Annotated in this window: 1 protein-coding gene; it reads right to left on the bottom strand. The window is 66.0% G+C overall.

Annotated features, from left to right (window positions below):
* Positions 1 to 86 precede the first annotated feature (86 nt).
* Positions 87 to 476, bottom strand: a complete 390-nt coding sequence (locus G6018_RS16625; protein ID WP_007928756.1) for a heavy metal-responsive transcriptional regulator — start codon at positions 474 to 476, stop codon at positions 87 to 89.
* Positions 477 to 579 lie beyond the last annotated feature (103 nt).

Below are 579 nucleotides of genomic sequence, written 5' to 3'. Positions count from 1 at the left end.
TGTGGCTTTCGCCGTTATATGGCGGGGTTCTGTCGACGCTCTGTGGCGGCATCTGCTCATGGCGATACACGCGAGCACCGGTCTGGTCACAGATAGCGGCAGACGGTCGTGGTGTCGCATTTGGTGGGGTCGCTGGTGGTGGCACTGTGGTGAAGGTGCGCGACGGTGTGTCGCAGTGCTTGCAGGTCGGCGATTTGGCGGTCCAGGTCGCCCAGGTGGGCTTCGAGCAGGGCGTGCACGTGCTGGCAGGGTGCGACTCCGGCGTCGCGGATGTCGAGGATCTCGCGAATCTGGGCCAGGGTGAGCCCAGCGGTGCGGCCGCGGCGAACGAAGTCCAGGCGCGCCAGGGCCGCAGGGGTGTAGTCGCGGTATCCGTTGGCGGTGCGCTCAGGCGCAGGTAGTAGGCCGGCTTCTTCGTAGAAGCGCAGCGTCTTGGTTGTGGTGCCGCTGGCCACGGCCAACTCACCGATGCGCACAGTGGCCCCTTTCTCGGCTCTCGTCCATGTTCGCCTTGACCTTCCCCTGCGCTGGAACGTCCACTATGGGCGCTGAAGATTGGGCACGCGAAGGAAGGGGCGG

The organism is Dietzia sp. DQ11-44 (assembly GCF_014145205.1).
In the GTDB taxonomy this organism is placed as follows: domain Bacteria; phylum Actinomycetota; class Actinomycetes; order Mycobacteriales; family Mycobacteriaceae; genus Dietzia; species Dietzia natronolimnaea.
Note: the sequence above shows the minus strand (reverse complement) of the source record. Positions and strands in the feature narration are given on the sequence as shown.